This window comes from Pseudooceanicola lipolyticus, from assembly GCF_002786325.1.
GTDB classification, from domain to species: domain Bacteria; phylum Pseudomonadota; class Alphaproteobacteria; order Rhodobacterales; family Rhodobacteraceae; genus Pseudooceanicola_C; species Pseudooceanicola_C lipolyticus.
Map to the genome: position 1 here is coordinate 1 of NZ_PGTB01000229.1, position 4,691 is coordinate 4,691.

Below are 4,691 nucleotides of genomic sequence, written 5' to 3' on the forward strand. Positions count from 1 at the left end.
CCGGCCTCGACCGCGTCCGCGACAATCGCGTCCAGCGACAACACCCCGTTGGCCGCGCCTGCCGCGCGAACAAACCCCTGGCCGTCGGCGCCGGTCGGGGGCTTGGCCGGATCGGGGCGGAACAGCGCCTGCGCCGCGTCCCAGATCAGCTTGCCACCGCAATGGGACCACAGATGCACCACCGGCGACCAGCCGCCCGACATCGCGACCGCATCGCAGGCCAGTTCCTCCAACGCACCGCCGGCGCCGGACTGGGCGCAGATCTGCACCTTGCGCACCCGCTTGCCGCCGCTGACCTTGCCGATGGCGCGGCCGCAATCGATGCGGATGCCCAGGCGCCGCGCCTCTTCCATCAGCGGGCCGCCACCGGTCTCGCGCGCATCGAGGATGCGCAGCACCCCGACCCCCGAGGTCTTGAGGGTGATCGCGGTGCGATAGCCGTCGTCGTTATTGGTGACCACCAGCACCTGCTGGCCCGGGGCCACGCCGTAATTCACCACGTAATCGCGCATCGCCGAGGCCAGCATCACGCCGGGGACGTCATTGCCGGCAAAGGACAGCGGCCGCTCGATCGCGCCGGTGGCGGTGACCACCTGTTTCGCCCGAATCCGCCACAACCGGTGGCGCGGGCCGTCAGAGCCCGGTTTGTGATCGGTCAGCCGTTCGTAACCGAGGACATAGCCGTGATCATGCACCGCCGCGCCCATGCAGCGCTTGCGCAGGGTCACGCCGGGCATCGCTGACAGCTCGGCCAGCAGCCCGTCCACAAACTTGTCCACAGACCGGTCGCCGACGCGGCCGCCATCCACCGGCGCGCGCCCGCCCCAATGGGCGCCCTGTTCCAGCACCAGAACCTTGGCCCCGGTATCCGCCGCCGCCTTGGCCGCCAGCAGCCCGGCGATGCCGCCGCCGATCACCACCACATCGGTGAAGGCATAGAAATATTCATAGCTGTCGGCGTCGCGCTCTTTCGGCACCTGGCCCAGGCCGGCGGACTGGCGGATGAAGGGTTCGTAGACATGTTTCCAGAACGGCCGGGGATGGATGAACATCTTGTAGTAAAACCCGGCCGGCAGAAACCGCGACAGCCGTGCATTCACCGCGCCGACATCGAAGTCCAGCGACGGCCAGTGGTTCTGCGACCGCGCCGTCAGCCCGGCGAACAACTCGGTGGTGGTGGCGCGCTGGTTCGGTTCGAACCGCCCGCCCTGTCCCAGGTTGACCAGCGCGTTGGGCTCTTCCGCACCGCTGGCGACGATGCCGCGCGGGCGGTGATATTTGAACGACCGACCCACCAGCATCCGGTCATTGGCCAGCAAAGCCGAGGCCAGCGTGTCGCCGGCGCAGCCCTTCAGCGTTTCGCCATTGAAGGTAAAGCTGATTTCGGTGGCGCGGTCGATCAGCCGGCCGCCGCCGGACAGGCGCTTACTCATACCCTTCCCCATTCCCGATCCGTGTTAAACCCTGCCGCGCGATCATCCAAACAGCCGCCAGGTCCAGCCCGGCGCGGCGCCGGTGATCTTTGCGCAGACCTCCTTGGGCGGCTCGGTGGTCTGGGCCGGATAGGTGCCATACACCTCCAGCGTCACCGTATTGCGTGCCGCGTGGAACCACTTGCCGCAGCCATGGGCATGGCGCCAGCGTTCAAAATGCACCCCGCGCGGGTTTTCGCGGGTGAACAGGTAGTCCTGGAAATCGTCATCCGACGAACCCGGCCCGTGACGGGTGAGATGCGCCTCGCCGCCCGGCGCCAGTTCGGTCTCGTCGGCCAGCACGCCGCAATAGGGGCATTCAAGCATCAGCATGGCAGCATCTCCTGTCCTGCACGCAGGCAAAGGGCGGGTGCCCACTGGCCCCCGCCCCTGGTTCTGAATTCGTGAGTGGCGTTACTCGCTGGCAGCCGGCGCGGTTGCGGCCGGATCAGCGCCGGTCGGCACCGCTTCGGGCGCGGTGACCGCCGGGTCGGTTGGCGATGTGCCGCTGGACATGAGGACGAAGAACAGCACGGCCACAACGGCGATGACGCCGATGATCCAGCCGGTCGACGAGCTTCGCGACACATTGGTGAAATCAGCCATCTCGGATCCTCCGATCTACGGACATCCAGAGTGGCACCCTGCTGGCACAGAACAATAGGGCAGTTGATCGGGGCATTGTTTCGGCAGCGCATGGCCGGAAACAGGCCTCGGCCCCGGCCATTTTTGGCCGGCGCGCGCGAGTCGGGCACAAAAAAAGGATGGGCACGAGGTGAACCCATCCGGAACTCTTCAAAACACAAGACGTGCGGCCGGAACTGCAGGTGATTCCCTGCGGCCGCGATTGTTACGTTGCTAAGGCATGCCTGACTTTTTCGTTGTTGCGTTAACCCGTTAACGCGCGAAGCGCCGGACGGGTTCCGCAAAAATGGCTGCCCGCCAACAGAAAGGGCGGACAGCCGGGACAATGCTGCATATTGGGTCCGGCGATCAGTTGTCCGACGGTGCCGGTGCAGCCGGAGCGGTCTCGTCAGCAGGTGCTGCATCCTCGGTCGGTGCAGGGGCAACCGGGGCGGCATCATCGGTCGGCGCGGCATCCTGCGTCGGTGCAGCGGCCGGAGCCGTGGCATTGGCATCAGGCGCAACCGGGGCGGTGCCGCCCTCTTCCTCGATGGTGACGGAGACGCCGTCGGCCGGGACCGGCTGGGTGGTGTCGGACGGGCCGGCGCCGAAAATCCAGAACAGCGCAAGGATGCCGATGATAAGCGCCGCGATGGCGATTCCGGTACCGCCAACGCCGGTCGACGGCGGCGGTGCGCGATTGGGTTCGACTTCGGGGGCGCGGTAGTTGTCTGTGTACATATCACGATTAGCCATGATGGTTTCTCCTCTCTAGCTTCGTTCGAGAAGAAAACCATCGGCTCGGCATCCCGGTTCCGGGGGCCGACTCCGGCTCGGCACGATCCCGCCAAGGCGCGCCGGGACTCAAATTGCTGCGGCGAACGGGTCAATGCGCCACCCCGGCCGCCACGCTTTCATCGACAAAGCGGCCCTCGCGGAACCGGTCCAGCGAAAAGGCGTCGCACAAGGGCGATTGCCCCTTGGCCATCAGCTCGGCAAACCCCCAGCCCGAGCCGGGGATCGCCTTGAAACCGCCGGTGCCCCAGCCGCAATTGACAAAACAGTTCTCCAGCGGCGTTTTCGACATGATCGGCGAACGGTCGCCGGTCATGTCCACGATCCCGCCCCATTGCCGCAGCATTTTCAGCCGCGAAATGATCGGGAAGGTCTCGATCAGCGCGCGCACCGTTTCCTCGATATGATGGAAGGACCCACGCTGGGTGTAGTTGTTGTAGCCGTCGGCGCCGCCGCCGATCACCATCTCGCCCTTGTCGGACTGGCTCATATAGCCATGCACCGTATTGGCCATCACCACCACGTCCATGCAGGGCTTGATCGGTTCGCTGACCAACGCCTGCAGCGCCACGCTTTCGATCGGCAGGCGGAACCCGGCCATATCCGCCAGCACGCCGGAATGCCCCGCCACCACCAGGCCCAGCTTGCCGCAATCGATCGGCCCCTTCGAGGTGTCGACCCCGCGCACCTTGCCGCCCTCCGCGCGGATGCCGGTGACCTCGCATTTCTGGATGATGTCCATGCCCATGGCGGAACAGGCCCGGGCATAGCCCCAGGCCACCGCGTCATGGCGCGCGGTGCCGCCGCGCGGCTGCCACAGCGCGCCCAGCACCGGATAGCGCGGCCCGTCGATATTCATGATCGGGCACAGCTCCTTGACCCGCTGCGCATCGACATATTCGGTCTCGACCCCTTGCAGCGCATTGGCATGGGCGGTGCGTTTCCAGCCCCGCACCTCGTGTTCCGTCTGCGCCAGCATCAGCACCCCGCGCGGCGAGAACATCACGTTGTAATTCAGATCCTGGCTGAGGGTTTCGTAAAGGCTGCGCGCCTTCTCGAAGATCGCCGCCGAGGCGTCCTGCAGGTAATTCGAGCGGATGATCGTGGTGTTGCGCCCGGTGTTGCCGCCGCCCAGCCAGCCCTTTTCGATCACCGCCACATCGGTGATGCCGAAATTCTTTCCCAGGTAATAGGCCGTGGCCAGGCCGTGGCCGCCGGCACCGACGATCACCACGTCATAGCGGCGGCGCGGCTCCGGGCTCTTCCAGGCGCGCTCCCAGCCGGCATGGTGGCGCAGGGCTTCGCGCGCGATGGCAAAGGCGGAATAACGTTTCATCTCACTGCCCCCAATACTGGAATCGCACCATGGCATGCCCTCTCCCGCTTCTGCGATACGCGGCCAAAAAGAAGATACCCGCGGCGGCATTTCCCGCGCGGTTTGCGACATCTGCCCGGATTTGCGCTGTCGCTGTCAGGGATGTGATGCTTTGTCTCTTTTTTCAGCGCCGCCGCGCCGTTAGACAGGCGCGAAAGAGGACCTGGGCATGATATTCTGGATCTTGGCATCGCTGATTGCACTGGGCGTGGCCGGGCTGCTTGCGCTGACATTGCTGCGCACCCGCTCCGCCGCAGCTCCGGAGCCAGCCGCCGCCTATGACCTTAGGGTCTATCGCGACCAGTTGAAAGAGATCGATCGCGACCTGGCGCGCGGCACCATCGCCGAGGCCGATGCCGAGCGCGTGCGCACCGAGGTCGCCCGCCGCATCCTGGCCGCCGATACCCGGATCCGCGCCGCCGCCG

Annotated in this window: 6 protein-coding genes; 1 reads left to right on the plus strand and 5 read right to left on the minus strand. The window is 66.1% G+C overall.

Annotated features, from left to right (window positions below; translation table 11 throughout):
- The 5 genes from CVM52_RS23745 to CVM52_RS23765 all read right to left on the minus strand — a co-directional run.
- Positions 1–1,433 (minus strand): 2Fe-2S iron-sulfur cluster-binding protein (locus CVM52_RS23745; protein WP_133119962.1); only part of this gene is annotated, 1,433 nt, incomplete at its 3' end.
- 42 nt (positions 1,434–1,475) lie between these two features.
- On the minus strand, positions 1,476–1,805 hold the full coding sequence (locus CVM52_RS23750; RefSeq protein ID WP_100164803.1) for a sarcosine oxidase subunit delta: 330 nt from the start codon (positions 1,803–1,805) through the stop codon (positions 1,476–1,478).
- A gap of 81 nt (positions 1,806–1,886) precedes the next feature.
- Complete coding sequence (locus tag CVM52_RS23755) at positions 1,887–2,078, minus strand: hypothetical protein (protein ID WP_100164804.1); 192 nt, start codon at positions 2,076–2,078, stop codon at positions 1,887–1,889.
- A gap of 387 nt (positions 2,079–2,465) precedes the next feature.
- A complete protein-coding gene (locus tag CVM52_RS23760) occupies positions 2,466–2,852 on the minus strand; it encodes a hypothetical protein (protein ID WP_133119963.1) in 387 nt (128 codons plus the stop codon).
- Positions 2,853–2,982: 130 nt separating this feature from the next.
- Positions 2,983–4,227, minus strand: coding sequence for a sarcosine oxidase subunit beta family protein (locus CVM52_RS23765; RefSeq protein ID WP_100164806.1), 1,245 nt, complete (start codon positions 4,225–4,227; stop codon positions 2,983–2,985).
- Between the two features lie 208 nt (positions 4,228–4,435).
- Between CVM52_RS23765 and ccmI the strand changes: the two genes are divergently transcribed.
- The coding region (gene ccmI / locus CVM52_RS23770; protein ID WP_100164807.1) for a c-type cytochrome biogenesis protein CcmI at positions 4,436–4,691 on the plus strand (256 nt) is incomplete at its 3' end.